21 protein-coding genes and 1 pseudogene are annotated in these 24,949 nt (G+C 70.9%); 14 read left to right on the top strand and 8 right to left on the bottom strand.

The window, feature by feature from the left end:
* Nucleotides 1-93: 93 nt before the first annotated feature.
* Complete coding sequence (locus DK389_RS07270) at nucleotides 94-1,566, bottom strand: MATE family efflux transporter (RefSeq protein WP_109888465.1); 1,473 nt, start codon at nucleotides 1,564-1,566, stop codon at nucleotides 94-96.
* A pseudogene (locus DK389_RS07265) lies at nucleotides 1,559-3,456 on the bottom strand (monovalent cation:proton antiporter-2 (CPA2) family protein). Before DK389_RS07265 ends, DK389_RS07270 begins: the two are co-directional and overlap by 8 nt.
* Nucleotides 3,457-3,613: 157 nt before the next feature.
* Here DK389_RS07265 and DK389_RS07260 point away from each other — a divergent pair.
* The 4 genes from DK389_RS07260 (at nucleotide 3,614) to DK389_RS07245 (ending at nucleotide 6,156) form a co-directional block, all read left to right on the top strand.
* Nucleotides 3,614-4,099, top strand: a complete 486-nt coding sequence (locus DK389_RS07260) for a hypothetical protein (protein WP_236960697.1) — start codon at nucleotides 3,614-3,616, stop codon at nucleotides 4,097-4,099.
* A 217-nt stretch (nucleotides 4,100-4,316) separates the two neighbouring features.
* A complete protein-coding gene (gene trxA, locus DK389_RS07255; protein WP_109888464.1) occupies nucleotides 4,317-5,234 on the top strand; it encodes a thioredoxin in 918 nt (305 codons plus the stop codon).
* Nucleotides 5,235-5,259: 25 nt separating this feature from the next.
* Nucleotides 5,260-5,928, top strand: a complete 669-nt coding sequence (locus DK389_RS07250) for an LON peptidase substrate-binding domain-containing protein (protein ID WP_109888462.1) — start codon at nucleotides 5,260-5,262, stop codon at nucleotides 5,926-5,928.
* A gap of 21 nt (nucleotides 5,929-5,949) precedes the next feature.
* Nucleotides 5,950-6,156 carry a Trm112 family protein gene (locus DK389_RS07245; protein WP_109888460.1) on the top strand — a complete coding sequence of 69 codons (207 nt, stop codon included), beginning with the start codon at nucleotides 5,950-5,952 and terminating at the stop codon, nucleotides 6,154-6,156.
* Between the two features lie 45 nt (nucleotides 6,157-6,201).
* Here DK389_RS07245 and DK389_RS07240 read toward each other — a convergent pair whose 3' ends face one another.
* Both DK389_RS07240 and DK389_RS34920 read right to left on the bottom strand, forming a co-directional pair.
* Nucleotides 6,202-6,444 (bottom strand): hypothetical protein, encoded by a 243-nt coding sequence (locus tag DK389_RS07240; RefSeq protein ID WP_109888458.1) that lies wholly within the window; start codon nucleotides 6,442-6,444, stop codon nucleotides 6,202-6,204.
* A 205-nt stretch (nucleotides 6,445-6,649) separates the two neighbouring features.
* Nucleotides 6,650-6,784: a hypothetical protein gene (locus DK389_RS34920; RefSeq protein ID WP_257791931.1), complete on the bottom strand. Its 135-nt coding sequence runs from the start codon at nucleotides 6,782-6,784 to the stop codon at nucleotides 6,650-6,652.
* Nucleotides 6,785-6,811: 27 nt separating this feature from the next.
* On the opposite strand from DK389_RS34920, the gene DK389_RS07235 reads away from it, so the two are divergent.
* A complete protein-coding gene (locus DK389_RS07235; RefSeq protein ID WP_109888456.1) occupies nucleotides 6,812-7,204 on the top strand; it encodes a hypothetical protein in 393 nt (130 codons plus the stop codon).
* A 12-nt stretch (nucleotides 7,205-7,216) separates the two neighbouring features.
* Here DK389_RS07235 and DK389_RS07230 read toward each other — a convergent pair whose 3' ends face one another.
* Genes DK389_RS07230 through DK389_RS07220 form a run of 3 tightly spaced genes read right to left on the bottom strand, consistent with a single transcriptional unit; the run spans nucleotide 7,217 to nucleotide 11,006 of the window.
* Complete coding sequence (locus DK389_RS07230; protein ID WP_109888454.1) at nucleotides 7,217-7,579, bottom strand: SpoIIAA family protein; 363 nt, start codon at nucleotides 7,577-7,579, stop codon at nucleotides 7,217-7,219.
* A gap of 52 nt (nucleotides 7,580-7,631) precedes the next feature.
* Complete coding sequence (locus tag DK389_RS07225) at nucleotides 7,632-9,791, bottom strand: primosomal protein N' (RefSeq protein WP_109888452.1); 2,160 nt, start codon at nucleotides 9,789-9,791, stop codon at nucleotides 7,632-7,634.
* A 39-nt stretch (nucleotides 9,792-9,830) separates the two neighbouring features.
* Nucleotides 9,831-11,006 carry an MFS transporter gene (locus tag DK389_RS07220; protein ID WP_236960695.1) on the bottom strand — a complete coding sequence of 392 codons (1,176 nt, stop codon included), beginning with the start codon at nucleotides 11,004-11,006 and terminating at the stop codon, nucleotides 9,831-9,833.
* Between the two features lie 145 nt (nucleotides 11,007-11,151).
* On the opposite strand from DK389_RS07220, the gene DK389_RS07215 reads away from it, so the two are divergent.
* The 3 genes from DK389_RS07215 to DK389_RS07205 all read left to right on the top strand — a co-directional run bounded on the left by DK389_RS07215 (nucleotide 11,152) and on the right by DK389_RS07205 (nucleotide 15,125).
* On the top strand, nucleotides 11,152-12,219 hold the full coding sequence (locus DK389_RS07215) for an ABC transporter ATP-binding protein (RefSeq protein ID WP_109888448.1): 1,068 nt from the start codon (nucleotides 11,152-11,154) through the stop codon (nucleotides 12,217-12,219).
* A 141-nt stretch (nucleotides 12,220-12,360) separates the two neighbouring features.
* Entirely contained in the window at nucleotides 12,361-13,383 is a 1,023-nt protein-coding gene (locus tag DK389_RS07210) for an extracellular solute-binding protein (RefSeq protein ID WP_109888446.1), read from the top strand.
* Nucleotides 13,384-13,457: 74 nt separating this feature from the next.
* Complete coding sequence (locus DK389_RS07205) at nucleotides 13,458-15,125, top strand: ABC transporter permease (RefSeq protein ID WP_109888444.1); 1,668 nt, start codon at nucleotides 13,458-13,460, stop codon at nucleotides 15,123-15,125.
* On the opposite strand, the gene DK389_RS07200 is transcribed toward DK389_RS07205, so the two are convergent.
* Complete coding sequence (locus DK389_RS07200; RefSeq protein ID WP_109888442.1) at nucleotides 15,126-16,109, bottom strand: LacI family DNA-binding transcriptional regulator; 984 nt, start codon at nucleotides 16,107-16,109, stop codon at nucleotides 15,126-15,128.
* 165 nt (nucleotides 16,110-16,274) lie between these two features.
* Between DK389_RS07200 and ptsP the strand changes: the two genes are divergently transcribed.
* The 6 genes from ptsP to DK389_RS07170 all read left to right on the top strand — a co-directional run bounded on the left by ptsP (nucleotide 16,275) and on the right by DK389_RS07170 (nucleotide 24,924).
* Nucleotides 16,275-18,827: a phosphoenolpyruvate--protein phosphotransferase gene (ptsP, locus tag DK389_RS07195; RefSeq protein WP_109888440.1), complete on the top strand. Its 2,553-nt coding sequence runs from the start codon at nucleotides 16,275-16,277 to the stop codon at nucleotides 18,825-18,827.
* Nucleotides 18,824-19,777, top strand: a complete 954-nt coding sequence (pfkB, locus tag DK389_RS07190; protein ID WP_109888438.1) for a 1-phosphofructokinase — start codon at nucleotides 18,824-18,826, stop codon at nucleotides 19,775-19,777. The genes ptsP and pfkB overlap by 4 nt, the downstream gene beginning before the upstream one ends.
* A gap of 125 nt (nucleotides 19,778-19,902) precedes the next feature.
* Entirely contained in the window at nucleotides 19,903-21,633 is a 1,731-nt protein-coding gene (locus tag DK389_RS07185) for a fructose-specific PTS transporter subunit EIIC (RefSeq protein ID WP_109888436.1), read from the top strand.
* Nucleotides 21,634-21,867: 234 nt separating this feature from the next.
* Nucleotides 21,868-23,286, top strand: a complete 1,419-nt coding sequence (locus DK389_RS07180) for a carbohydrate porin (RefSeq protein WP_418292014.1) — start codon at nucleotides 21,868-21,870, stop codon at nucleotides 23,284-23,286.
* Between the two features lie 159 nt (nucleotides 23,287-23,445).
* Complete coding sequence (locus DK389_RS07175) at nucleotides 23,446-23,640, top strand: hypothetical protein (RefSeq protein ID WP_109888432.1); 195 nt, start codon at nucleotides 23,446-23,448, stop codon at nucleotides 23,638-23,640.
* A 102-nt stretch (nucleotides 23,641-23,742) separates the two neighbouring features.
* On the top strand, nucleotides 23,743-24,924 hold the full coding sequence (locus DK389_RS07170) for a pyridoxal phosphate-dependent aminotransferase (RefSeq protein WP_109888431.1): 1,182 nt from the start codon (nucleotides 23,743-23,745) through the stop codon (nucleotides 24,922-24,924).
* Nucleotides 24,925-24,949 lie beyond the last annotated feature (25 nt).

The following is a 24,949-nucleotide window of genomic DNA, read 5'->3' as shown; positions in this document are numbered from 1 at the left end:
TGAAGTGTGTCCCATCCGCCGCCAACTGACCAGCGCCAGCGGCCTTTTGCCGGCGCAGCGCCGGCATTCGGCCGTGGATGGGTGGCCGGAACCTCAGACGAGCGCGCCGCTCTGCGCCGGCCCGGCGGCGAGCGAGGCCTCGGTGTGAGCCTGCGCTTCGGGGGGCGAGGGCGGGTTCGCGGCGCGCAGCGCGAGGGCGCGGCGCTCCAGCCGGGTCACGGTGCGGAAGGCGAGCCCGATCGCGAGCCCGCCGAACAGCAGCGAGCCGACCCCGACGCCCGCGATGACGCCCTGGGGTCCGTAGAGCGCGGCGCCGGCCAGCGCCGGCGGCATCGTGCCAAGCGTCGCCCGTCCCCAGTTGAGGCCCGTCGAGAGGAAGGGAAAGCCGAGGTTGTTGAAGGAGGCGTTCGACAGGAACAGCAGCCCGTTGAAGAACCAGATCGCGCCGCTGACATGGCAGAAGAAGGCGAAGAGGTCGCGCGCGCTGCCGTGCAGCTCGAAGAGGGCGGACAGCGGTGCGCAGGCGGCGAGGAGCGCTGCCCAGACCACGATCACGTAGGTCGCCGTGACGTAGGCGCCGGTCCGCAATACGCCGCGCATCCGGTCGAACCGGCCCGCTCCCCAGTTCTGGCCGAGGATCGGGCCGATCGAGCCCGACATCGCGAACAGGCCGCCGAAGGCGACGGGGGTCAGGCGGTCGATCACGGCGTTGCCCGCCACAGCCTCGGGCCCGAACCGGGCGAGCGCGTGGGCGACGAAGGCGCTGGCGACGGAGGGAGCGAGGTTCGTGAGGACCGCCGGAAGAGCGATCTTCAGCATTACCGGCGCGTCGGAGAGAACGTCGGAGAGGTGCGGCCGGGTCAGCATGCGGTGATCCTGCACGCCCTGCCAGCCGATCAGAGCGAAGGTGGCACGCGCCGCGCAGGTCGCGAGGGCGGCTCCGTCGACGCCGAGCCCGGCCCCGAAGATCAGGAGCGGGTCGAGGCCGGCCGTGACGAGGCCGCCGCCGAGGGTCACGTACATGGCCTGGCGCGCGGCGCCGACCGCGCGCAGAAGCCCGGAAAACATCATGCCGGGCGCCATCAGGACGTTCGAGGGCAGTGCGATCCAGAGGAAGCGCTCGGCGACCGGCAGGGTTTCGGCATCGGCCCCGATCAGGCGCAGCAGCGGCCCCAGCAGCGGCAGCATGACGACGACGAGGACGACCGAGACGACGAGCCCGTGCAGGGTCGCCGAGGTGGCGAGCCGGCGGGCCAGGGCGTCATCGCCCGCCCCGATCGCCCGTGAGACGAGAGCGCCCGCCGCGATCATCAGGCCGATATTGATCGAGATCGCGAAGAACTGGACGATCGTGGCGAACCCGACCGCGGCGGTCAGGCGCGGGTCGCCGAGCTTCGAGACGTAGAGGAGCGAGAGCAGGTCGACGACGAAGATCGCCATCAGTCCGATCGAGCCGGTCCCGCTCATCACGACGACGTGGCGCAGGATCGAGCCTTCGACGAAGCGCGCGGCCTCGCGGGGCGGTGCCGGAGCCTCCTCGCCGCGACGGACCGGTCCCTCAGGCATCCGGCCGCCCGTCCTGGGTCTCCAGCGCGCGGTTGGCCGCCTCGCGGCGCTCATGGCCGATGATGTCGCGGGTCTCGGCGTTGAGCGCGCGGGCCGGGCGCTGCGGCGCGGTGAGCGGCTCGGGCTTCAACTCGCCTGGCAGGCCGCGCAGCCACCCGGAGCCGTCCGGAAGGGCCCCGGCCTGCTGCAGGACGAGGCGGGCGACGTCGCGCTTGCGCACGTCCTCCGTGCGGCGTGCGGCCGCCTCCGCCGAGAGGCCCAGCGCCTCCAGCGTCGCGCGGCCGAAGGCCAAGGCCGATTCGGAGGTCTCGCGAAGCTGGAAATCGACGTCGCGATTCATCAGCTCGACAGCATGGGTCCGGTCGTAGGCCCGCACGTAGGTGCGCACGCTCTCGAACTCCTCGTGCACGATGTCGACGATCTTCAACGCGGCCTCGACGTCGTCGATGCAGATGCAGACCAGCTCGACGCGGCCGATCCCCGCCGCCCGCAGCACGTCGAGGCGCGTGCCGTCGCCGTAGTAGATCCGGAAGCCGAAGCGTGAGGCGGAGCGGATCTGCTCCACGTCCTTGTCGATGACGGTGACACTGATCCCCTCCGCCAGGAGAACCTGAGTCAGGATCTGCCCGAAGCGGCCGAATCCGATGAGCAGGACCCGCGCCTCGGTGCTCTCGACGACGTCGAGGGCCTGCTCTTCGGTCGCGCGCGGCCGGCGGGCGAGCACCGCGTCGAGGCTCTTGGCCGCCACGGGGCCGATCAGCATGGTGAGCGCGGCGAGTGCCACGGTGAAGCGCGTCGCGTTGGCGTCGATCAGCCCGAGTCCGCCGGCGACGGGCAACAACACGAAGGCGAACTCGCCGGCCGGCGCCAGGATGGCCGCCCCCCGCACGGCGTCGAGCCACGGCGAGCCGAACAGCCGGAAGAGGCCGACCACCAGGGCGACCTTGAGCAGGATGGCCCCCGCCGTCGCCCCGAACAGGATCGGCCACAGGCTCTTCACGAGGCCGCCGTCGATCGACATGCCCACGCTCATGAAGAACAGTCCGAGCAGCATGCCCCGGAAGGGCTCGATATCGGCCTCGAGCTGGTGCCGGAAATTCGATTCGGCCAGCAGGATGCCGGCGAGGAAGGCGCCCATCGCCATCGACAGGCCGACCTCCTGCATCAGCAGCGCGGTGCCGAGCACGACGAGGAGGGCCGCAGCGGTCATCACCTCGCGGGCGCCGCTCGCGGCGAGCAGCCGGAAGAACGGGTTGAGGCCGTAGCGCCCGACGAGAACGACGGCGAGGATCGCGGCGAGCGCCTTGCCGGTCGATTGCACAGCCTCGCCGAACCAGAAATCCCCGCCACCCCCGCCGCCGGCCGAGGCGAGGAGCGGCATCAGGGCGAGGATCGCGACGACGGAGAGATCCTGGAACAGCAGCACCGCGAAGGCGCGCCCGCCATAAGGCGTGCCGAGGTCTCCGCGCTCTTCGAGAAGCTGCAGCGCTACGGCGGTCGCCGAGAGCGCCAGCGCGATCCCGACGACCGTCGCCGCCGAGGGTGTCAGGCCGAACAGGAGCGCGGGCCCCCGAGCGCCGCCGCGCAGACGAGGAGCTGCGCCGTGCCGAGGCCGAAGATGTCCCGCCGCATCGAGACGAGCTGCGACAGGTGCAGCTCCAGACCGACGATGAAGAGGAGGAGCACCACGCCGATCTCGGCGACGCTCGCGGCGGTCTCGGGTTCGGCGATCAGCGAGAAGCCGAACGGGCCGATCAGCACGCCCGCCACGAGGTAGCCGAGCACGGCGCTCTGGCCGATGAGGCGGAAGACCGGAACGCCGATCACCGCGGCCGACAGGAAAGTCAGGACCGGCGGCAGGAAGCTCGCATGTTCCGTCGGGCTCGCCATGGGGCCGGTCGGTCGTCCTTGGTGAGAGGCGTCAGCGCGACCCGTTCTTAGACCGGGCCGGCGGCGGGAGCGAGCTTGCCCGCGTGAGTTTCCTCACGGCCCTGTCCGTGCTGCGAGCCCTCGACGCCGGCCTGGGCAGGCCATAGATGTGCGGACCATGACGACCCGCACGCCTCTCCTGCCCCTTCTCCTCACCGCGGCGGCCCTGTCCGCCGGCTGGGTCGCCGCCGCGGGTGCCCAGGCCGCGCTGAACCTGACGGGCACCTGCGAACGGCTCGTCATCGCGGGCCAAGACCTCACCGCTACCTGCCGAGGCACCCTGTTGAACAACGTGGCGCGAAGCCGAACGAGTTTCGGCTTCGCGTCGAGCGAGGGGCAGAACCTGACCTTCAGCGGCACCGGTGCCCAGCAGGATCGCACGGAGGAGACCGATCCGCTGCAGCCGATCAACCTCGTCAGCCCCGGCAAGTCGGGCCCCGAAGGCGTGGTCCAGACCCCGACGCCCGCGGTCGGTTCGTGCCGCTTCTCGACGCCGAGCCCGGGCAAGACGGCGATCACCTGTGAGGCCCATGCGGGCGGCAAGGATTACGCGGGCACTTTCGTCACGGACGCCAAATCTGCCGGGGATGCGGGCAAGCCCTGAAGACGAGCGCGCGGACCAAGCGGGACGGGGTGGTCAGGGAAGCGGGCAGGCCCCATGTAAACCCTCGCGATCTCTCCTAGAGGATGTGTCGAAGCGGGATGCCCGCGATCCGCGTCACGTCAGAGCAATCTCACGACGCCGAATCCCAGCGGCCGCGATCGAACCCGGGTCGCGCGGACAGCCCGCCTCCACCATCGGCCGTTGCCGCGAGGACAAGATGTTGAACGACGCCCCCCTGACCGGCGCCCCCGCGGGCGACGGATCCGCCGACCTGATCAGGGACACGACGACCGCGAGCTTCCGCCAGGACGTCATCGCCGAGTCGATGAACCGGCCCGTTCTCGTGGATTTCTGGGCGCCCTGGTGCGGCCCCTGCAAGCAGCTCACGCCCGTCCTCGAGAAGGCCGTGAAGGCCGCGGGCGGCAAGGTGGTGCTCGCCAAGATGAACATCGACGAGCACCCCTCGATCGCGGGCCAGCTCGGCATCCAGTCGATCCCGGCCGTCATCGCCTTCCAGCGCGGCCAGCCCGTGGACGGCTTCATGGGCGCGGTGCCGGACAGCCAGATCAAGACCTTCATCGAGCGCCTCGTCGGTCCCTCCGGCCCGACCCAGATCGAGGAGCTGATGACGGAGGCCGAGACGGCTTTGGCCGAGGGAGACCTCGCGGGCGCCTCCGAGCTCTACGCGGCCGTGCTCGGCCAGGAGCCCGACAACGTCGTGGCGCTCGCGGGCCTGGCCAAGATCCAGCTGGACGCGGGCGAGTTGGAGAACGCCAAGCAGGTCCTCGCCATGGTGCCGGAGGCGAAGGCGAACGATCTCGCGCTCGCGGGCATCCGCGCCGCGGTTGAGCTTGCCGAGCAGGCCGCGTCCCTCGGCGATCTCGCCGGCCTGCAACGTCAGGTCGAGGCGAACCCGGACGACCATCAGGCTCGCTTCGACCTCGCCCTCGGCCTCAATGCCCGGGGCGAGCGGGCGCAGGCGGTCGACCATCTGATCGAGATCCACCGGCGCGATCGGGAGTGGAACGAGGGTGGCGCGCGCAAGCAGCTCCTCCAGTTCTTCGAGGCCTGGGGACTGATGGACGCCGACACGATCCGCGGACGGCGCAAGCTCTCGACATTGCTGTTCGCCTGAGGCCCGGCGGGGCGGGGGAGATGCCATGAGCGCGCATGCGGGCTACAAGGGCCCGGCGGATTGTCCCGCCGTGATCCCGATCTTTCCTCTCCCCGGCGCGCTGCTGCTGCCCCGGGGCCAGATGCCCCTCAACATCTTCGAGCCGCGCTATCTCGCCATGGTGGACGACGCGCTGCGCACCGACCGGATCATCGGCATGATCCAGCCGGATGCGGAAGGGGGCGGCTCGCCGATGGCGCCGCGGCTCTATCGGGTCGGCTGCGCGGGCCGCGTGACCCAGTTCGCCGAGACCGGCGACGGACGCTACCTGATCTCGCTCACGGGGATCAGCCGCTTCCGGGTCGAGAGCGAGCTCGCCACGACCAACACTTACCGTCGCTGCCAAGTCTCCTACGACGATTTTGCCGCGGACTTCGAGGCACGGGCCGGCGAGGAGGCGGTCGACCGCGAGGGCGTGCTGAAGGCGCTGCGCGACTTCGTGGAATCGAACGACCTCAAGGTCGATTGGGCCGGGATCGAGGAGGCGCCGAACGAGGCCCTCGTCAACGCGCTCTGCATGATGAGCCCCTTCGGCGTTCGCGAGAAGCAGGCCATGCTGGAGGCGTCCGACCTCAAGACGCGGGCAGAGGTCTTGATCGCGGTGACCGAAATGGAGTTGGTGCGCGGTTCAGGGACCGAACCGACCCTGCAGTGACCTTTGGCGAGACACGCGACCATGGACGATGATTTCTCACCTCCCGTCGAGGCGACCCGGGTGGATCCGAAGCTCCTCGAGATCCTGGTGTGCCCGCTGACCAAGGGCTCGCTGGAATATGACAGCGCCCGCCAGGAACTGATCAGCCGCTCGGCCAAGCTCGCCTACCCGATCCGCGACGGCATCCCGATCATGCTGCCGGAGGAGGCCCGTCCGCTGACGGATTGACGGGCGGACCCGGCTGCGTCGCTCGGAGCGGCTTTGCGGGCGCCTTCATTCGCAGCGCTCCCGGCGGACGGTGGTGGACGAGCCGTCCTCCTCGGTGCGCGTCACGGTGCGCGTCTCGCAGCCGCCCTCGCGCTCGACCGGCACGACGCGGCGCTCCACGACGACGGGGTCGCGTTCGATCACCACCGCCCGCGGCGGCGCCTCGCGCTCGATGATCGTGGTCTGGGCCGAGGCCGTGCCGGCCGAGAGACCGGCGAGCAGCGTGGCGGCGGTGAGGATCAGGCGCATATCTTCTCTCTCCAGATCTCAGGCGACGAGGCCCGTAGCGCGGCAAGGCCGACGCGGAGCGCCGATATCCGGCGCAGAGGGGTCCATTCGGTCTAAGCAACGACGGGGCAAGCGTAGCAGTTCCCGGGCGAGGCCGCATCGCAGCGCGGAGCAGGCGCAAATGCAGGCCGATGAGATCTCGCGTACAGCTACGCTCTGATCCCCATCAGATCTTCGCGTGCCGAGGTGCGTCGCCGGTCATATTCTCGCCGCTTCCGATCAATATTCGGGTTTCATTCACATCGCGTCGGGCAACAGGCCCAAAACCGATCAGGCGATCCGCTCCGGCGGGTCCGGCCATGTCCCGATCCTGTCCGAAGGGGGTTCCATGATGAAGCTTGCCACGATCGTTGCGCTCGGCGCCGGCCTCTGCGCGCCGGCCATCACGTCGCCGCGCGCTGCGGACGGGGGCAACTTCAACGGCACTTGGTCGGTCGAGCTCGTCACCGAGAGCGGCCTGTGCGACAGCCGCTACAGCTACGCGGTCGCGGTTCAGGAGGGGCAGGTGCGTCTGGTCTCCAGCGGCGGTGCGGCCCGGATGAGCGGGCGCGTCGGGCCGGACGGCACCGTCGGCCTCAGCGTCTCGAACGGCACCGCGAGCGGGGCCATCTCGGGCCGTCTCCAGGCCCGCTCGGGCGGCGGCACCTGGAAGGTCTCGGCCCTCTGTTCGGGCCGCTGGACGGCCCGCCGCCACAGCTCGCAGGTCGCCCAGGCCGAGTGAGTCGGGAGCGGCTCAGGCCGCGCCGGCGAGCCAGGAACGCGCCTCGTCGAGACGGGCGCGCTCGAACACCTTGATCTGCGCCGGAGAGACGAAGCTGAACGTCTCCGCGAGCGCCTTCAGCCACGTCGCGTCCGTCACCAGGGCGACGTGGCTCACGCCTTTCATCATCGACAGGCCGATGCGCGGATCCTTGAAGAAGGCCGCCGGCTCCATGCCCTGGAAGCTGCGGATATCCTCCAGAAGCTTTATCTTCCCGCCCCCTTCCAGATCGGCCTTCATCGCCGTCATCACGGCGTTCATCTCCTCGTCGCTGATCTTTCCGTCGACGACGATCTCGGCGACGTTCGATCCCGCCTTCTTCTCGTAGCTCAGCACGTGCACGCTCCTCTTGGGCCGTCGGACGACGACGACCGGAGCCTGTAGGTTCCTACAAAAAGCTCTGCGGGTCGACGTCGATCGCGACCTTCACATTGCCGCGCACCTTCGGGCCGCGGGCGAGCCAGTCCCGCAGGTAGACTTGGAGGTCGATCCCGCGCTCGGTCTTGACGAGCAGGCGGAAGCGCCAGCGGCCGCGGATCAGGGCGAGCGGGGCCTCGGCCGGTCCGAGGACCATGACGCCTGCGGGCGGATCGGCGGCGCGGGCGAGCGCCTGTCCGTGAGCCTCCGCCGCCTCGCGGTCGTTCGCCGAGACGATCAGCGCCGCGAGCCGCCCGAAGGGCGGCAGGCCGGCCGCCTCGCGGGCGGCGATCTCCTCCGCGTAGAAGCGCTCCGCATCGCCCGAGAGAAGAGCCGCGATCACCGGATGGTCCGGCTGGTAGGTCTGGACCAGCGCCCGGCCCGGCTTCTCGCCGCGCCCGGCGCGGCCCGTGACCTGCTGCAGCAGCTGGAAGGTCCGTTCGGCCGCCCGCGGGTCACCGGTAGTGAGGCCGATATCGGCGTCGAGGACACCGACGAGGGTCAGGTGCGGGAAATTGTGGCCCTTGGCCACGAGCTGCGTGCCGATGACGATGTCGCAGCCGCCGTCCGCGACGGTCTGCAATTCGGCGCGCAGGCGCTCGGCCCCGCCGGGGAAGTCGCTCGACAGGACGACGATCCGCTGCTGCGGAAACAGCTCCGCCACCTCCTCGGCGATCCGCTCGACGCCCGGCCCGCAGGGGGTGAGGTGATCGAAGGCGCCGCATTCCGAGCAGGCCTCGGGCTTGCGCTCGGCGTAGCCGCACTGATGGCAGACGAGCGCCCGGCGGAAGCGATGCTCCACGAGCCAGGTCGAGCAGTTGCGGCACTGGTAGCGATGGCCGCAGGCCCGGCAGAGGGTGAGGGGCGCGTAGCCCCGGCGGTTGAGGAACAGCAGCGTCTGCTCACCGGCCGCGAGGTTGTGCTTGACCGCGTCGATCATCGGCGGCGCCAGGAAGCGGCCGCGCTCGGGCTTGTCGAGGCGCATATCGATCGCCCGGATGTCGGGCAGCCGGCGCCCGCCGAAGCGTTCGGGCAGGATAACGTGGCGGTAGCGGCCCTTCTCCGCATTCACCCGCGTCTCGATGGAGGGCGTCGCGGAGGCGAGCACCACCGGGCAGCCCTCGAGCTTGCCGCGCACCACGGCCATGTCACGGGCGTGGTAGTGGACGCCGTCCTCCTGCTTGTAGGCGGACTCATGCTCCTCATCGACGACGATGAGGCCGAGCCTCGCGAACGGCAGGAACAGGGCGGACCGAGCGCCGACCACGACCGCGATCTCGCCCGCGGCGACGCCCGCGCGGATGCGCTCGCGCCGCTTGCCGCCGATGCCGGAGTGCCACGCCGCCGGGCGCACGCCGAAGCGGGCGGCGAAGCGATCGAGGAACTGCGCGGTGAGCGCGATCTCGGGCATCAGGATGAGCGCCTGCCGCCCGTCTCGGACGCAGGCAGCGACGCCCTCGAAATAGACTTCCGTCTTGCCCGAGCCGGTGACGCCTTCGAGGAGCGTCGCGCCGGGATCACCCTCGGGGGGCAGCAATTCCAGAGCGGCGGACGCTTGCGCCTCCGAGAGCGGCACCCGAGGGTGGTCGGGATCGGGCGGCAGGGCCACGGGCTCGGGCTCCAGCGCCACCGTCTCCAGGGCGCCGTCGTCGATGAGCCCGTCGACGACGCTCACCGAGACGCCGGCCTCCTTCGCCAATGCGGTCTTGCCCCGCAACGCGTTGTCGTGGGCCACCGCCATCACCTTCGTGCGGGCGGCGGTCGCGCGGGCGGGAGGGCGGCCGGAGGCCCGCACGCCGACGCGCAGGCTCTCGCGGGCGGCCGCCTCGTCGGGAAGGCGGAGTGCCATCGCCAGAGCCGAGCCCTTCGGCGCGAGCGTATAGCGGGCGAGCCAGTCGACGAGGCGGCGCAGGGGCTCGGACAGGGGCGGCACGTCGAGCCGTCCCGTCACCGGCCGCAGGTTCGAGCCGGAGGCGCTCTCGGCGACGCCCCAGACCACGCCGATCGTCTCGCGAGGGCCGAGTGGCACCTGCACGACGTCGCCCTCGGTGAGGCTCAGGCCCGCGGGCACGGCGTAGCTGTAGGCCGTGTCGAGGGCGAGCGGGATCAGGATCTCGGCGGTCTGGGGCATCGGGTCCGCTGCATGTCAGCCATATGTTCTATATATGTCCTACCTTCGTTCCGTAGAACCGCGCGCTTGCGCGCTTCGTTGCGCGCGCAAGCTCAGGCTGACGGGCAAAGCCGCAAGGCTCAGGACCGCCATCACCCAGAAGGCGCGCGCTCCGAACGTCGCGTAAAGGCTGCCCGAGGCGAGCGTCAGCAGCGCGGTCGCGAGGCCGACACCGAGGCTTCCGTAGAGGGTCAGCGCCGTCGCGCGAAGCCCCGGTGCGACGTTGGCCGCGATCAGATCGAGGCAGGCGAGGTGCAGGAGCGCGAAAGTGAGCCCGTGCAGGAGTTGGATCGCGACGATCGCGGGTAGCGCCACGGTCTGCGCGGTGACGGCCCAGCGCAGGGCCCCGGCCCCGGCGGCGAGGGCGAGGCAGGGGCCGGGCCCCAGCCGCTCGATCAGCCACGGCCCGGCGACGAGGAACACCAGAACCTCGGCCGCCACCGCCTCGGACCAGAGCAGGCCGGCGAGCCCCGCGCCGATCCCTGCCTCCCGCCACAGGATCATCGTGAAGGCGTCGTGCATGGCGTGCGCGCCCACGACGAGGGCAGCGACAAGGAGGATGCGCCGGTAGGCAGCATTTCGAAACAGGGTGGAGAAGCCCTGCCAGAGACCTTCAGAGGCGCCGGCATCCACCTCGGCAGGCGCGCCTGCGGGGACGAGGCGCGTCGCGAAGGCGGTGGCCCCGAACAGGGCGCCTCCGGCTGCGACCGCGGCGCTGAGGCCGTGGCCGGCGACGAGCCAGCCGGCGAGGCTCGCCGCGCCGATGAAGGCTGCAGCCCCCGCGCCGCGGACCCAGCCATACTGGAACGCGCGGCCGTCCTCGGCGGCGACGAGCGCGAGGGCGTCGGCGAGCGGCGCCAGGGGCGCGGTGGCGAGCGCGTAGACAAGCCCAACGGCGAGGAGGACGGAGAAGCCCTGACCGGGCAGGTGCGCGAGGGCGGCGAAGCCTGCCAGCGCAGCCGCCGCGGCGAGGATGCCTCGCCCGGTCCCGCGCTGGTCGGCGATGCGCCCCGCGAGCGGGCCGGCGGCGAGGCGCACGAGCAGCGCGCCCGCGAGCACGACCGAGATCTCCCGCGCCGAGAGTCCGCGGGCAGCGAGGAAGTTCGGCAGGATCGGCGACAGGCAGCCATAGGCCGCGTAGAGGAGCCCGTAGAGCAGGAGGAAGCGCGGGAGCACGCCTCCCGTCTCCGCTACCGGCCCTTCGTGCCACCGCCCCATCCGATACCCCTTGCGGCCACGCTAGCACGCGTCGCCCCGTCGCGCGCGTTGCTCCCGGCCACTCATGCGTTATGGAGCCCGGACCGAGCCACCGGACCCGCCGATGACCCTTCCAGACGCCGCCGATGCCCGGCCCGAGCCGCCCCGCCTGGAACTTGCCGGCATCGGCCGCCGATTCGGCGCGGTCCAAGCGCTCGATCAGGTCTCCCTCGTGGTTCGAGCAGGGGAAATCGTCGCGCTGCTTGGCGATTCCGGCTGCGGCAAGAGCACCTTGCTGCGCGTCGTGGCGGGCCTCGAATCGGCGGATGCGGGCACGGTCCGCCTCGACGGCCGGCCGGTCGACGCCGGCGTGCCGCCGGAGGCCCGCGGCATCGGATTGATGTTCCAGGACTACGCCCTGTTCCCGCACCTGACGGTGGGCGAGAACGTGCGCTTCGGCCTCGGTGGCCGGCCGCGGTCCGAGGCGCGCGCGATCGCTGCGGGCCGGTTGGAGCAGGTCGGGCTCGCACACCGCGCCGAGAGCTATCCGGCGACGCTCTCCGGCGGCGAGGGTCAGCGGGTAGCGCTCGCCCGGGCGTTGGCACCGGGCCCCCGCATCCTCCTCCTCGACGAGCCCTTCTCGAACCTCGACCGGCGCACCCGCGACCGGGTGCGGGCCGACACGTTCGGGCTCCTGCGCGAGACCGGCACGACGACGCTTCTCGTCACGCACGATCCCGAGGAGGCGCTCGCCTTCTGCGACCGGATCGCGCTGATGCGGGCGGGCAGCATCGTGCAGGTCGGCACCGGCGAGGATCTCTACGAGCGGCCGCGTTCACGCTTCGCGGCCCGCTTCTTCGGCGATCTCATAGAGATGCCGGCCCGTTGCCGGGGCGGGCGCCTGGACACCCCGTTCGGTCTCCTCGCCGCGGGCGCGTCCCCCGAGGGTGCGGATCGCCTCGCCTGCCTGCGCCCCGAGGCGATCCGGCTCGCCGAGCCGGGAAGCGGGACGCCCGGGCGCGTCCTGCGGCGCAGTTACCTCGGCGCGCGCGCCGCGCTCGAGATCACGGTCGACGGTGTCTCCGCCCCGTTCAGCCTCGCGGTCCGTCCCGACGAGCCGGCGCGCCCGGGAGACACGGTCGCTCTCGCGTTACACGGCTCGCCGCTGATTTTCGAAGTGGATCGGGATTAAATTGCCCGCTGAATCGAGCGGTGCCAATTCTACGTTGAATGGGGCAGTATAGTTTTTAATCGTTTTAATTCAAAGACTTCGTGCTTGATTTTTCTTGCGTGATGCGTCCCAAGCTCCTGCCACGGAGTTGGGGAACGCATCATGTTGGGCTCGGTCGCGAGAATTGCCGTGGCGTGCGGTGGCCTGCTGGCCGCGGGAGCGGTGCAGGCGGCGGAAGTCAACCTCTATACGACGCGCGAGCCCGGACTGATCCGCCCCCTGCTCGACGCCTACACGGCGAAGTCGGGTGTGAAGGTCAACACCGTCTTCGTCGAGAAGGGCCTCGCCGAGCGCGTGGCGGCCGAAGGCGAGCGCGCCAACGCCGACGTCCTGATGACGGTCGATATCGGCAACCTGATCGAGATCGTGGATCGCGGCCTCGCGCAGCCGGTGAAGTCGCCAACCCTGGAGGCCGCGGTGCCGGCCGGCCTGCGCGACGCCGAAGGACGCTGGTTCGCGCTCTCCACGCGCGCCCGCGTCGCCTACACCGACGCCAAGGACTTCGCCGACCTCAAGACGCTGGCCTACGAGGATCTCGCCGATCCGAAGTGGAAGGGGAAGATCTGCCTGCGCTCGGGTCAGCATCCCTACAACACGGCGCTGATCGCCCATTACCTCGTCAAGCACGGGCCGGAGAAGACGGAAGCGTGGCTGCGCGGCGTCAAGGCGAACCTCGCCAAGAAGCCCGCGGGCGGCGATCGGGACGTGGCCCGCGACATCCTGGCCGAGACCTGCGAGATCGGCCTCGGCAATTCCTATTATGTCGGTCTGATGCGTTCGGGCCGCGGCGGCCCGGAGCAGAAGAAGTGGGGCGAGGCGATCCGAGTCGTGCTGCCGAGCTTCGAGAACGGCGGCACCCACGTGAACGTCTCCGGCGCCGCGGTGGCGAAGAGCGCGCCGAACCGCGACGAGGCGGTCAAGCTCCTCGAATACCTCGTCTCGGACGAGGCGCAGGGCATCTACGCCAAGACCGATTATGAGTACCCGGTGAAGCCCGGAGCCCCGGTCGACCCGCTCCTCGTAGAGCTCGGCACCCTCCAGATCGACCAGACGCCGCTCGCCGAGATCGCCCGCAACCGGAAGGCCGCGAGCCTCCTCGTCGACAAGGTCGGCTTCGACAACTGAAGGGATAGAGCCGAGATCTCTTCGTTTTCGGCCACCGCGATGGGTCCGCTGCCTCCGGAAATCCGGGCCGTTCCATGAGCTTTCCGCTCGCACAGACCTTTCGCTCTCCGCCTCTCGCCTGGGCGCTCGGCGCCCTGGCGTTGACCGGGCTCGTACTGAGCCCGCTCGTCTCGCTGGCGCACGCCGCGCTGCAGGGCTCCGGGGAACTCTGGCCGCACCTCCTCGAATACGTGCTGCCGCAGGCGATCCTGCAGACGGCGGGGCTGCTCGCGGGCGTCGGGCTCACGGTCACGCTGATCGGCACCGGAGCGGCGTGGCTGGTCGCGGCCTACGACTTCCCCGGCCGGCGCCTGCTGGAGATCGGGCTGCTGCTGCCGCTCGCGGTCCCGACCTACATCGTCGCCTTCGCCTATCTCGATCTGCTGCACCCGCTCGGCCCGGTACAGTCGGGCCTCCGCGACGCTCTCGGCCTCGCCAGCCCGCGCGACCTGCGGTTGCCTGAGCTGCGCTCGCTGCCCGGCTGCATCCTGCTCCTCGGCTTCGTGCTCTACCCCTACGTCTACCTACCGACGCGGGCGCTCTTCCTGATGCAGGCGGCCAATCTCCTGGAGGCGGCCCGCACCCTCGGCCACAGCCCTCGCGCCGTCTTCGCCCGGGTGGCGCTGCCGATGGCCCGGCCGGCCGTGGTGCTCGGCGCGAGCCTCGCCCTCATGGAGGCGTTGAACGACATCGGCGCGGCCGAGTTCCTCGGCGTTCGCACGCTGACGGTTCAGGTCTACGCCACTTGGATCAACCGCTCGGACCTGCCGGGCGCGGCACAGATCGCCCTCGTGATGCTCCTCGTGGTGATCGGCCTCGTGGTCGCGGAGCGCTGGGCCCGGCGCGGGCGCGGCTTCGCCGGCACCGCTCAGCGCCCGCGGACCCTTACCCGAACACACCTGACAGGGTCCCGTGCCGCCGCGGCCTTCCTCCTCGGCCTCACTCCTGTCGCCCTCGGCTTCCTGATCCCGGCCGGATACCTCGCCCATTCCGCCGCGGGCCGGATCGCGCGCGCCGGCCTGCCCGAGACGCTGCCGGCCGAGATCCTCAGCACCGTCCTGTATGCCGGTGCCGCCACGCTGATCGCGGGCATGGTCGGCTTTCTCGTGGCGGCGAGCCCGCGGTTGATCGCCAAGCGGGCTGGCACGGCCCTGATCCGCGTGGCGAGCCTCGGCTACGCGCTGCCGGGCACGATCCTCGCCATTGGCCTCCTCGGGCCCCTGGCTCTCGCCGATTCGGCACTCGCCGCCGCCTCGAGCGCCGTCTTCGGTGCGGCGCCGGCACTGATCGGCCTCGGTACGGGCGGAGCGCTCATCACCGCCTACCTCGTGCGCTTCCTCGCGGTGGCGATCGGCACCTGCGAGGCGGGCCTGTCGCGGGTGCCGGGCTCCTTGCCCGACGCGGCGCGCATGCTGGGGCGCGGGCCCGTCGCGACGCTCGCCCACGTGCAATTGCCGCTCACCTGGCCGGCGCTCGTCAGCGGCGGCCTCCTCGTCTTCGTCGATTGCGTGAAGGAGTTGCCGGCGACCCTCCTGTTGCGCCCGCTCAACGTCGAGACGCTGGCCACCCATCTCTACGGCGAGGCCGCGCGCGGCACCTACGAAGACGGCGCCGTGGCCGCCCTGCTCATCGTGCTGGTCGGGCTGATCCCGGTGGCGATCCTCCTGCGCCTCGGGTCGCGCAGCCAGCAGGCCATGCGCTGATCAGCGCCTGCCCGTCGAGCCGCGCAGCACCGGCCGTCCACTGAGCACCACCTTGCGCACCGGCTGGTCCGGGCTTTTCAGCCGATCGAACAGCAGATTCATCGCCTGCGCGCCAATCTCGGCCACAGGCTGCTCGATGACGGTGAGGCCGGGGTCGAGGAGTTCGGTCCAGGGCTCGTTGTCGAAGCCTGCCAGCGCCAGCGCGCCCGGAACCGCCAGGGCGAGCGCGCGGGCCGCCCGCACCGCACCCATCAGCATCAGCCCGTTCGACACGATCAGCGCCTCTGGCCGGTCGCCCTCCGCGAGCCAGCGCACGCTTTCCGCCTCCGCGGCGGCGGCGTTCGGCGCGCAGGCTCGCGTCGCTGGCTCGAGCCCGTGGCGGGCCATCGCCGCCTCGTAGCCGGCGCGCCGTTCCTGGGCGGTCGAACTCGTCGAACCGAACAGGCCGCCGATCCGCGCGTACCCTTGCGCGACGAGATGGTCGACGAGGGCGGCGGAGGCGGCCGTGTTGTCGAGAACGACGCTGTCGTGCGCGCCGGGCGGCCCCGAACGGTCGATGAGCACGACGGGGAAGTCGAGGTCGCCCGCGCGCATCGCCTGCGCGGTCGTCCGCGTCGGCGCGAAGATTACCCCCGTAACCCGCTCCTCCTGCATCAGGCGCAGGTATAGGGCCTCGCGCTCCGCATCCTCGTCGGTGTTGCAGAGGATGACCCGCATGCCCGCCTGATAGGCCGCATCCTCCACCGCCCGGCTGACCGCGGTGAAGAACGGGTTGCGGATGTCGGCGACGATCAGGCCGATCGTCTGTGTCGCCTGCGAGCGCAGGCGCCGCGCCGAGAGGTTAGGCCGGTAGCCGGTGGCGCGCACTGCGGCCTCGACCTGCTCGCGGAGCGCGTCGCTGACCGGGCCGCGGCCGAGCGCGCGCGACACCGTCGCCGTCGAGACCCCCGCCGCGCGGGCCACGTCGCGGATGCCGACACTCATCGAACGGGAAACGTTTGCAGCGCCATACCCGCGTTCTGCCACGGGCTGCAACTTGCAGCAAGGGCTCACGGATGCGTGATCCCCTGTATCGGTTGACACAATCACTGAAAACGTTTTCAGTTAACTCAGGAACGAAATCAGACAACGATCCGGGAGGAGCACGCCATGCTCGCACCGACGCCCAACCTCACGCCTCGCCTGCTCATCCGCATGGGCACCGCGCCGAAGGACAAGGTGGCCGCCATCCGCGAGGCGGCCCAGCTCCTGAGCGCGGCCGGCTGCATCGACCCGGCCTACGGCGAGAGCATGCTGCGGCGAGAGGAGGTCGCCAATACCTACCTGGGTCACGGTGTCGTCATCCCGCACGGCATGGTCGACGACCGGCACCTCGTCCGGCAGAGCGGACTCGCCGTGCTCCAGGTTCCCGGCGGCCTCGAATGGCACGATGGGCAGACGGCCCATCTCATCGTCGCCATCGCCGCGCAGTCCGACACCCACATCACTGTCCTGCGCCGCCTGACCCGCCTGATCCAGGACGAGGCCCGGCTGGAGCGCCTGCGCGGAACGAGGCGCCAGGAGGACATCGCCGAGGCGCTGACCGAGGACTCGGCGGCCCCCGCCGCGTCCGGGTCCGCCGCCGACTTGAGCCAGCGCTTTGACTGGACGGTCGATTACCCGACCGGCCTGCACGCGCGTCCCGCCTCCCACTGGGTGGAGACGGCCCGCGCCTGCGCGGCGCGGATCCAGGTGCGGCACGGTTCGCAGGCGGCCGACGCCAAGAACCTGATCGCCCTGCTGCAGCTCGGCCTCCGCTGCGGCGACGAGGTGGTGATCTCCGCCGAGGGCGACGACGAGGCCGGCGCGCTCGCGAAGATGTGCGCGGCCGTGACGGGCCTCAGCGCCGGCGAGAAGGCCGCGGCCCAGCGCGCGGCCGAGGCTGCCGCCAGGGCCGCTGGTCCGGTCGCGGGTTGGAACCCGGCGGACGCCCCGCGCGTCCATCCCGGCATCGGCGCGAGCCCCGGGATCGCGATCGGCCCGGTCCACGTTCTCGCCGCGACCGAGATCACGGTGCCGGACGAACCGGAGCCCCTGACGAGCGGGGGCGACCGGCTGCACGCCGCGCTCGCCGCGACCGCCGATCAGCTCAAGGCGCTCGCCGACGACACCGAGCGCCGCCTCGGCAAGGCGGATGCCGGCATCTTCAAGGCCCAGGCCGAGCTCATCGCCGACACCGACCTCATCACGCTCGCCTGCCAGCTCATGGTCGAGGGCCACGGCGTCGCCTTTGCCTGGGACCGGGCGGTGGAGCGCCTCGCCGGCCAGCTCTCGGCGCTGGGCAACCCCGTTCTCGCGGGTCGCGCCGCGGATCTCCGTGACGTCGGCCGCCGCGTGCTCGCTCAGATCGACCCGGCGCTCAAGAGCGGGCACGACCTGCCGGACGAGCCCTGCATACTGATCGCGCCCGACCTCGCGCCGTCCGACACGGCCGGCCTCGACCCGGCACGCGTCATCGGGCTCGCCACCGCTCAGGGCGGTCCGACCTCCCACACGGCGATCCTGGCACGCACCCTCGGCATCCCCGCCATGGTGGCGGGGGGCGCCGCGCTCCTCGGGCTCGCGAACGGAACGAACGCCATCCTCGACGGCGCCACCGGCCGCCTCTACCTGGATCCCAGCGCGGGCGACGTTGCCTCGGCTGCAGCATGGCGCGAACGCCAGCGCGAGAAGGCGGATGAAGAGGCCCGCGAGCGGGCGCTCCCGGCCCGCACCCGCGACGGGCACGTCGTGGCCATCGGCGCCAACGTCAACAATCCGGAGCAGGTCCCCTTCGCCCTCGACCAGGGCGCTGAGGGCGTCGGCCTGATGCGCACCGAGTTCCTGTTCCTCGAGCGCGGCGACACGCCCGGCGAGGACGACCAATTCGAGACCTATCGCGCGATGTTGCGGGCGCTCGACGGGCGCCCGCTCATCGTGCGCACGCTCGACATCGGCGGAGACAAGCAGGTCGCCCATCTCCACCTGCCGCGGGAGGAGAACCCCTTCCTCGGCGTGCGCGGCGCCCGCCTGCTGCTGCGTCGCCCGGACCTGATGGAGCCGCAGCTGCGCGCGCTCTACCGGGCCGCCAGGGAATGCGTGGCGCCGGGCGCCCCCACGGGCAAGGACGCGCCGCTCTCGATCATGATGCCGATGATCACCTCGGTGCCCGAGGTGCTGCGCCTGCGCGAGGTCTGCGACCGGATCCGCGTCGAGATCGGCGCTCCGGAGGTGCCGCTCGGCATCATGATCGAGGTGCCGGCCGCCGCGATCCAGGCCGACGCGCTGGCGCAATACTGCGACTTCTTCTCGATCGGCACCAACGACCTCACACAATACGCGCTGGCCATCGACCGGCAGAACACGGACCTCGCGCCCGAGGCGGATTCGCTGCATCCGGCGGTTCTGCGCCTCATCCACATGACCTGCGAGGGCGCGGCCCGGCACAGGCGCTTCGTCGGCGTCTGCGGCGGCATCGCGGGCGATCCGTTCGGGGCCTGCCTGCTGGCCGGCCTCGGTGTTCACGAACTCTCGATGACGCCCCGGGATCTGCCCGGCGTGAAGGCGCGTCTGCGCGCCGTCGAGATGGGTGAATTGCGGGCGCTCGCCGCCCGGGCCTGCGCGCAGGAGGACGCGGCCGCCGTCCGCGCCCTCGACACGGCCGAGATCGGGGGAGCGGCGTGAGCGCCGTCGTCACCCTCACCCTCAACCCGGCGATCGACCAGACCGTCACGCTGGACCGCCTGGTGCCCGGCGCCGTTCACCGGGCGCGGGACGTGCGCTCGGACGCGGGCGGCAAGGGCGTCAACGTCGCCCGCTGCCTCGCGGATTGGGGGATCCCGGTCGCCGCCACCGGCATCCTCGGGCAGGATAACGCAGCGCCCTTCGAGCAGTGCCTCGCGGAGAAGGGCATCGACGACCGCTTCTGCTGGATTTCCGGCGAGACCCGCACGAACCTGAAGCTCCTCGACCTCGCCACCGGCGACACCACGGACGTGAACCTGCCGGGCCTCGCGGTGACGCCCGGCACCCTCGACGCGGTGCGCGCCGTTCTCGTCGACATGGTGAGGCCGGACACGCTCGTGGTGCTCGCCGGCAGCCTGCCCGGCAGCCTGCCGCCCGAGACCTATGCGCACCTGACCCGGGACCTGAAGGCGCGCGGTGCCAGGGTCCTGCTCGACGCGTCGGGCCCGGCGCTCGCAGCCGCGCTCGCGTCCGAGCCGGCGGGCCTGCCGCATCTCGTCAAGCCGAACCGGCACGAACTGGAGGAATGGGCGGGGCGCCCGCTCACCGCGCTCGGCGAGGTCGCCGATGCGGCGCGCACGCTCGTGGCCCGCGGCATCCCCCTCGTCGTGGTCTCGCTCGGCGCCGACGGCGCCATCCTCGCGTCGCAGGATGAGACGCTCCACGCCCGGCCGCCGGCGATGCGAGTGGCGAGCACGGTCGGAGCCGGCGACGCGCTGGTCGCCGGTCTCGCGGCAGCCCTCCACATCGGCTTCGACCTCGCGGGCACCGCCCGCCTCGCGCTGGCCTTCGCCGCCGGCAAGCTCACGAAGCCCGGTGCGAACCTGCCGGGCCGCGCCGAGGTCGAGGCGATCGCCCGCACGATCGCGGTCGAGGCGGTTCGGCCGTGACTGTGGCGTCCGGCCGCCACGCGGCGGGCCCCGCTCCCGAACGGGACAGGGCTCGCGCGCCCTAGGAGATCACGCCGCGGCCGAGGCGCGCGGCGACCCACGAACGAGACCACCAGGAGGAAACCATGGCACAGCTCTTGGCGGTGGTGGGAGGCGGTGACCTCTCGACCCACGCCGTCCTCGCCGTCGAGGCCCTGCGCAAGGCCGCGGGCCGCCGCAACCAACCGATCGCGCTCGAATTGCGCAGCCCGGGCACCAGCGGCAACCCGCTGCCGGAATCCGCCATCGCCCGCGCCGAGGCGGTGCTTCTCGTGGGCTCCGGTGATCTGGGTGAGGGCCGTTTCGGGGCGCTGCGCCGGGCCAAGGTCGCGATCGAGGACGTGCTCACCGACGTCAACGCCGTCATCGATCGCGTGCTGAGCGGCGCAGGTGACGCGCGGGCGGCTTCCGGCCCCACCGTGGCGGCAGCCGCCGGACCGATGCGGATCGTCGCCATCACCTCCTGCCCCACCGGCATCGCCCACACGTTCATGGCGGCAGAGGGCATCCTGAGCGCCGGCAAGGCGCTCGGCCACGAGGTCCGGGTCGAGACACAAGGATCCGTCGGCGCCCGCGATGCGCTGACAGCGCCCGAGATCGCGGCTGCCGACATCGTGCTGATCGCGGCCGACACGGGTGTCGACCGCGCGCGCTTTGCCGGCAAGCGGGTCTACGCGACGAACACCAAGGCGGCGATCCGCGACGGCAAGGGGCTGATCGCGACCGCGCTCGCCGAGGCGCAACTCCAGGCAGCAGGCGAGGCCGAGGCGGAGAGCCCGGCCCGTCCGGCCGCCGCCGAGAAGAAGGCCGGTGCCTACAAGCACCTGATGACCGGCGTGTCGTTCATGCTGCCCTTCGTGGTGGCGGGCGGCCTCCTGATCGCACTCGCCTTCGCCGTCGGCGGCATCGACGCGATGGCGCCCGGCAATGCCGGCACCCTCGGCTACGCGCTCGGCGAGATCGGCGCCAAGGGCGCCTTCGCCCTGATCGTCCCGGCGCTCGCCGGCTACATCGCCTATTCGATCGCCGACCGGCCCGGTATCGCGCCGGGCATGATCGGCGGGATGCTCGCCGCGAACCTCCAGGCGGGCTTCCTGGGCGGCATCGCGGCGGGCTTCATCGCCGGATACACGGCCCGCTTCCTCAACCGGCACATCCACCTGCACAAGAACCTGGAAGGGTTGAAGCCCGTCCTGATCCTGCCGCTCCTGGCGACCCTCGTGACCGGCCTCTTGATGGTCTACGTGGTCGGCGTGCCGGTGGCTGCGATCCTCTCGGCGCTGACGGGCTGGCTCAAGGGCATGCAGGGCGCCGGCGCCCTCGTCCTCGGCCTCGTGCTCGGCGGCATGATGGCCGTCGACATGGGCGGTCCGATCAACAAGGCGGCCTACGCCTCGTCCGCCGCGCTGATCTCGTCGGGCATCTACGCCCCGATGGCCGCGGTCATGATCGGCGGCATGACGCCCCCGCTCGGCATCGCTCTCGCCACCCGCCTCTTCCCCGTCCGCTTCACGGCCCCGGAGCGCGAGGCCGGCGGCGCGGCGGCGGTGCTCGGTGCTGCCTTCATCACCGAGGGCGCCATCCCCTTCGCGGCGGCCGACCCGCTGCGGGTGATCCCCTCGATGGTGGCGGGCTCCGCAATCGCCGGCGCCGTCGCGCTGAGCCTCGGCGTGGAGCTGAAGGTCCCGCATGGCGGCCTCTTCGTCCTGCCGATCCCGAATGCGGTGACCAACCTGACGGGCGCCATGATCGCGATCATCGCCGGCACGGTCGTCACGGCGATCCTCGTGGGCCTCCTCAAGAAACGCGCGGCGTGAGGCCGTGAGGACACGGACGCGAACCGCGGCACTGATTTAGCCTTGATGAAATCAGGATAGATTCGCGGTGTTTGAGCAGTAATAGTTAAAAATACAATATACGTTTCAACCCGGCGAAGATCGGGACAACAAGCCATCAGAGGTCACGTCGGGGGGATCATGAAGGGATGTCGGAGCTGGCTCGCCGCGCTGGGCCTATGCACGGCCGGAGGATTCGCGGCGCAGGCGCAGCCGATGCCACAGGACGGCACTGCCGGCATCGCGGTCCCTGCGACCGCGCAGCGACCGGCGAATCGCCTGCGTCGGGGACCTCCGCCGCGACAGGATGGCCAGGGCTTCGACGGGGCGGATTCCGCTGCCGGGGCGGCCGACACGCTCGGGCAGACAGCGACGCCGCCGACCTTGCCGCCCGGTACTTACAACCTCGGCAACGGCCTCAGCGTCCTGCTCAACTACACCGGCCAGGGTGCCATCAACCCGGTCGGTGGCATCCGCCAGGGCTCGGCCTGGGCGGGCCAGCTCTTCTTCGGCCTCGACGCTGACCTCAACCGGCTCGCGGGCATCGACGGCGGCTCGCTCCACATCGCGGTCACGAACCGCCACGGGCGCAGTCTCGCCAACGACTACATCGGCAACAACACCAGCGTGCAGGAGATCTTCGGCGGCGGCCAGACCACCCGCCTGACCCTGTTCAGCTACCAGCAGAAGTTGTTCGATAACCGGTTGGATATCGAGGTCGGCCGCTTGGTCGCCAACATCGCCTTCCTGAACTCGCCGATCTACTGCAATTTCCAGACGAATTCCGCCTGCGGCAACCCGACCTTCGTCTTCAAGACCTCGAACTTCACCTTCTGGCCGGTGGCGAGCTGGGGCGCCCACGCGAAGGCGTGGCTCACCGACACGGTATTCTTCCATGCCGGCGCCTACGAGGTGAACCCGCTGCACCAGCAGCCCGGCGACAACGGGCTCGACTTCTCGACGAAGGGCGCCACCGGCGCGATCATTCCGTTCGAGCTCGGCTACTCGACGACCTTCGCCACCGACCGCCTGCCGCGCAACTACGGCATCGGCGGCTGGTACGATGCGTCGGACTATCCCGACCCGGTGCGGGACGGGCGGGGCGGCGTCTCCGTCCTGACCGGCTTGCCCTCGGCGACCCGGTTCGGGCGCTCGGGCGTCTACGCCCGCTTCGACCAGATGGTCTGGCGGCCGGACCCGACCGCGCCGCAGGGCCTGTCCCTGTTCGGCGTGGCGATGGCGGGCACCTCCGGCCGGCTGATCGAGGATTATTTTCTGGAGATCGGCGCGCTGCAGACCGGCACCTTCCAGGGGCGGCCCTTTGACACGGTGGGCTTCGTCATCAACACCCAGAAATTCAGTCCCCTGGGGCTCGCCAACATCACTTTCGCTCAGAATGCGCTCAACCTGAACCGGAGCATTCCGACGCAGCAGATCATGATGGAGCTGAACTACGGCATCCAGGTCACCCCCGCGATCCGGCTGACGCCGAACCTGCAGTACATCATCAATCCGGATCAGACCCGCTTCCCATTCCGCACCCGCAACATCCCGGATGCCTTCGTGGTGGGCGCGAAGCTCTCGGTCGATCTGTTCACGCTCGCCGGGCTCGCCAAGGGACCAGGCAGTCCGTGAGGGCAGGGCGCCGCCTTGCGACGTCCCGGATGATCGCGCCGCGTCAGATTCTTGGCCGCGGGGTGTCCCCTCCGCGGCTCGGCAATGCTATGCACACCTGCTTTTTCCTCGTAAGGACGCCTCGGCCGCGCCGCGGCTTCGTCAAGACGTGAGTGATCGATGAACAGCCCCCTGACGCCGCTCTTCATTCTCGTGCTGCTGCCGATCGCCGCGATCGGCCTCGTGCTCTTTACCGACACGGGCATCGAGCCGGCGCTGTTCTACGCCTCGGTCAAGACCTTCGTGATCCTCGGCATCATCGGCGTCGCGATCTCCTTCGCGGCGAGCCGGCTCGCCGATCGCTCGAACGGCTGACGAGCGCGGCCCGATCCGGCGCGCGGGTACGCCGCGCGCACGAATCTTGAATGGGCGGGACGGCCACGGCCGTCCGGCCGGCCATCGACGGGAGGCGCCTCCATGATCACGATCGTTCCGGCCTTCGGACGCATCGGTGAGGAGAACGCCTTCGCGGTCCTCGCCCGTGCCGGCCAGCTCGCCGCGGAAGGGCGCGACATCATCAATCTCGGCATCGGCCAGCCGGACATGCCGACGCCGGCCCATATCGTGGAGGCCGGCATCCGGGCATTGCGCGACGGGCACCACGGCTACACGCCGGCCGTCGGCATCCTCCCCTTGCGCGAGGCGGTCTCCCGCGATCTCCACCGCCGCCACGGTGTCGAGGTCTCGTCGGACAGCGTGTTGATCGTGCCGGGCGGCAAGGTCACCATGTTCATGGCGATCCTGATGTTCGGCGAGCCCGGCGCCGAGATCCTCTATCCCGATCCCGGATTCCCGATCTACCGCTCGATGATCGAGTTCACCGGCGCGACGCCCGTGCCGGTGCCGATTCGCGAGGCGAACGGCTTCGCCTTCTCGGCGCAGGAGACCCTGTCGCTCATCACCGAGCGCACCCGGCTCCTGATCCTCAACTCGCCCGCCAACCCGACCGGCGGCGTGACGCCGAAGGCGGAGATCGATGCGCTGGTGGCGGGGCTCGCGGCTCACCCGGATGTCGCGATCCTGTCGGATGAGATCTACGGCACCATGACCTACGACGGGGAGGCGCACCACTCGCTGCTGCGCTACCCGGAGATCCGCGAGCGCCTGATCTACCTCGACGGCGCCTCCAAGACCTACGCGATGACGGGCTGGAGGCTCGGCTGGTCGGTCTGGCCGAAGCCCCTCTACGACGCGGCCCGCAAGCTCGCTGTGAACGCGCATTCCTGCGTGAATGCGGCGACGCAGTGGGCGGGCGTCGCGGCCCTCGACGGGTCGCAGGATTGCGTGGCCGAGATGGTCGCCGAGTTCGACCGGCGCCGAGCCCTCGTGGTCGAGGGCCTGAACGCCCTGCCGAACGTCTCCTGCATCACGCCGAAGGGTGCCTTCTACGCCTTCCCGAACGTCGGGAAGACGGGCTGGAAGGCGAAGGCACTCGCCTCGGCACTTCTCGAGGAGGCGGGCGTCGCCACGATCGGAGGTCCGGATTTCGGCGTTCACGGCGAGGGCTACATCCGGCTCTCCTACGCGAACTCGTCCGAGAACATCCTGCGGGCACTGGAACGAATGGGCTCCTTCCTGTCCGAGCGCGCGGGCGGCTGAGGGACGCGACGCGCTCGGGCGCCTC

The organism is Methylobacterium durans (assembly GCF_003173715.1).
GTDB classification, from domain to species: Bacteria; Pseudomonadota; Alphaproteobacteria; order Rhizobiales; family Beijerinckiaceae; genus Methylobacterium; species Methylobacterium durans.
The sequence above is the reverse complement of the archived record's forward strand: the minus strand, read 5'-3'. Positions and strand labels throughout refer to the sequence as shown.

What these genes read in the sequence shown, in the direction of transcription:
- DK389_RS07270 (WP_109888465.1), bottom strand. Translation starts at nt 1,566, where the DNA reads ATGCCTGAGGGACCGGTCCGTCGCGGCGAGGAGGCTCCGGCACCGCCC.
- DK389_RS07260 (WP_236960697.1), top strand. Translation starts at nt 3,614, where the DNA reads ATGACGACCCGCACGCCTCTCCTGCCCCTTCTCCTCACCGCGGCGGCC.
- trxA (WP_109888464.1), top strand. Translation starts at nt 4,317, where the DNA reads ATGTTGAACGACGCCCCCCTGACCGGCGCCCCCGCGGGCGACGGATCC.
- DK389_RS07250 (WP_109888462.1), top strand. Translation starts at nt 5,260, where the DNA reads ATGAGCGCGCATGCGGGCTACAAGGGCCCGGCGGATTGTCCCGCCGTG.
- DK389_RS07245 (WP_109888460.1), top strand. Translation starts at nt 5,950, where the DNA reads ATGGACGATGATTTCTCACCTCCCGTCGAGGCGACCCGGGTGGATCCG.
- DK389_RS07240 (WP_109888458.1), bottom strand. Translation starts at nt 6,444, where the DNA reads ATGCGCCTGATCCTCACCGCCGCCACGCTGCTCGCCGGTCTCTCGGCC.
- DK389_RS34920 (WP_257791931.1), bottom strand. Translation starts at nt 6,784, where the DNA reads ATGGCCGGACCCGCCGGAGCGGATCGCCTGATCGGTTTTGGGCCTGTT.
- DK389_RS07235 (WP_109888456.1), top strand. Translation starts at nt 6,812, where the DNA reads ATGATGAAGCTTGCCACGATCGTTGCGCTCGGCGCCGGCCTCTGCGCG.
- DK389_RS07225 (WP_109888452.1), bottom strand. Translation starts at nt 9,791, where the DNA reads ATGCCCCAGACCGCCGAGATCCTGATCCCGCTCGCCCTCGACACGGCC.
- DK389_RS07215 (WP_109888448.1), top strand. Translation starts at nt 11,152, where the DNA reads ATGACCCTTCCAGACGCCGCCGATGCCCGGCCCGAGCCGCCCCGCCTG.
- DK389_RS07210 (WP_109888446.1), top strand. Translation starts at nt 12,361, where the DNA reads ATGTTGGGCTCGGTCGCGAGAATTGCCGTGGCGTGCGGTGGCCTGCTG.
- DK389_RS07205 (WP_109888444.1), top strand. Translation starts at nt 13,458, where the DNA reads ATGAGCTTTCCGCTCGCACAGACCTTTCGCTCTCCGCCTCTCGCCTGG.
- DK389_RS07200 (WP_109888442.1), bottom strand. Translation starts at nt 16,109, where the DNA reads ATGAGTGTCGGCATCCGCGACGTGGCCCGCGCGGCGGGGGTCTCGACG.
- ptsP (WP_109888440.1), top strand. Translation starts at nt 16,275, where the DNA reads ATGCTCGCACCGACGCCCAACCTCACGCCTCGCCTGCTCATCCGCATG.
- DK389_RS07185 (WP_109888436.1), top strand. Translation starts at nt 19,903, where the DNA reads ATGGCACAGCTCTTGGCGGTGGTGGGAGGCGGTGACCTCTCGACCCAC.
- DK389_RS07180 (WP_418292014.1), top strand. Translation starts at nt 21,868, where the DNA reads ATGCCACAGGACGGCACTGCCGGCATCGCGGTCCCTGCGACCGCGCAG.
- DK389_RS07175 (WP_109888432.1), top strand. Translation starts at nt 23,446, where the DNA reads ATGAACAGCCCCCTGACGCCGCTCTTCATTCTCGTGCTGCTGCCGATC.
- DK389_RS07170 (WP_109888431.1), top strand. Translation starts at nt 23,743, where the DNA reads ATGATCACGATCGTTCCGGCCTTCGGACGCATCGGTGAGGAGAACGCC.